Origin of the sequence: Pseudomonas sp. Sample_9, assembly GCF_004307535.1 — a bacterium.
Classification (GTDB): domain Bacteria; phylum Pseudomonadota; class Gammaproteobacteria; order Pseudomonadales; family Pseudomonadaceae; genus Aquipseudomonas; species Aquipseudomonas mercuritolerans.
The window spans coordinates 1-1,914 of record NZ_RAZO01000147.1 but is presented as its reverse complement, the minus strand read 5'-3'; the positions used below and the strand labels follow the sequence as shown (position 1 = coordinate 1,914).

3 protein-coding genes are annotated in these 1,914 nt (G+C 56.1%); all 3 read right to left on the bottom strand.

All coding sequences use genetic code 11. The features are described from left to right. Positions 1 to 406 (bottom strand): YceI family protein (locus D6877_RS07365; protein ID WP_130910349.1); only part of this gene is annotated, 406 nt, incomplete at its 3' end. Between the two features lie 62 nt (positions 407 to 468). Further along, on the bottom strand, positions 469 to 1,494 hold the full coding sequence (locus D6877_RS07360; protein WP_130910348.1) for an acyltransferase: 1,026 nt from the start codon (positions 1,492 to 1,494) through the stop codon (positions 469 to 471). A gap of 88 nt (positions 1,495 to 1,582) precedes the next feature. Then, the coding region (locus D6877_RS07355) for an MATE family efflux transporter (protein ID WP_241662869.1) at positions 1,583 to 1,914 on the bottom strand (332 nt) is incomplete at its 5' end.

The following is a 1,914-nucleotide window of genomic DNA, read 5'->3' as shown; positions in this document are numbered from 1 at the left end:
CCGGCACCTCGACCTCGCGAGTGATGCCCTTGAGCGTGAGCTGACCGGCGACTTGGTAACGATGCTCGGCCACCTGGGTGAAACGGCGGGACTCGAATACCGCGAGCGGGAATTTTTCAGTATCGAACCAGGCGGGTTTCACCAGCTCGGTATTGGCGTCTTCGCTGCCGGCGTCAATGCTGCTCAGGTCGATATGCAAGGTGGTGCGGGCGCTGGCAAGGTTTTCGGTATCTAAATCCAGAGCCGCCTCGAACTTGCCGAAAGTGCCATACATTCGCGAGCCCATCTGCTGGTAGGTGAAGCTGATCTGGCTGGCGCTGGTGTTGACCCGGTTATATTCAGCCGCCTGCGCACCGGCCATGACGCACGATGTAAACGCGGCAACCAGCAGCAATCGCAACGTCATGGAATTCTCCGGGCGGCGTGTGTCGTCGAGGGCCTTGGTTGACTTAAGCAAACAGCAGAGCGTTATGCCAGTTCACGCTCACGCACAGGGGATTCAATCATCTCGGCGCTGCGCGATTGAACCGAACGCTGCTTGGTCCCCCTGCGCAAATGGTGACGCAATTTCAGCGCTGGGCGCTCGACGCAGTAATACGTCACACCACTGCAGGCAAATGACAACGCCAGCACTGCTCCGACAACGTTGGCGTCATACGCGACGGGCCAAAAACCTCGCAATAGATACATCACCACAAAGTGGTTGAGAAACACGCCATAACTGATGTTGCCCAGGAACTCGTCCATCCGATGGAACTTGAGTCTGGTCAACAGGTAGACCAAAGGAATGCCCACGGCGATACCGAGAGTGACTTCGGCATTGAAGGGACGACGCTCGATCCATCCGAGCATGATCGCCACAAACAGCAGTCCCGCCGCAACGGCTGTGCCGGTGACAACGACCATTGCTCTGAGATTGCGTTGGTACAGATAGCAGCCGCACAGGAAGATGAACAACACTCCCGGCAGCAAACGATATCCATAGATATCGGTATTGATAAAGCCAAGGCACGCCAGCAGAAAAATCCCGACCGATACCGCAAAGGCAACACCCTGCGCTTTGAAAATCAGCAGAAACGGGATCAGTAGATAAAAACTCATTTCCAGCCCCAGCGACCAGCCCGGTGGCAGGATCTCGGTCCCGCCGACGCCGAACATGTAATAACCGAGCGGTAACATCAGCAGGCTGGTGGACAAGGTTTTCAATGTCAGCTCGGCCGCTTGGGGTGTACCGGGCAACAGGAGATAAACAACCAAACACGAGGCGACGAAGTAGACCAGAAATTGCGGATACAGCCTTAGCGCCCTATCGACATAGAACAAACCGATCATCCTCGGCTCGGGGTAGTTTCGCTCGATCAGCGAGGTCATCACGAATCCGCTGATGATCAGGAACGAAATGACGGCGATCACGCCAGGGTTGAGCCCAGCGAAGGTTTTGCCCATATGAGATATAGCAACCAGTACGGCCAACAGCAGTCGATAAGCTCCCACTTCAACCCTCGTAATGTCCTTATTGTTGTGGGCGCATACGCTACGATGCTTTTGTGCGGCAGAACAGTTAAATGTTCATCCGCAGTGCTCAGACCAACCGCTCGATCTTCTGGTGCTTCCAGACCAGTTTGTAATAGAGCGTCTGCAGTATAAGCATTCCCAGGTAGGCAACCGGGAACGCCATCCAGACACCCTGCAAACCGAACTGCCCGTCGAGCCAGTAAGCCGCTGGCAACTGGACGCCGACCACACAAATAATCGAGATGACCACCGGCACCAGTACCGTGCCGCTGGCGCGCATGATCCCGCCGATGATGGCCTGGAAGCCGAATACCAACAGGCTCCAGAGCATGATGTGCAGCAGATGCTCGGCCATCGCCCGGGTCGAGTCCTCGGTCAGGAACAGGCCCAGCAACCAGT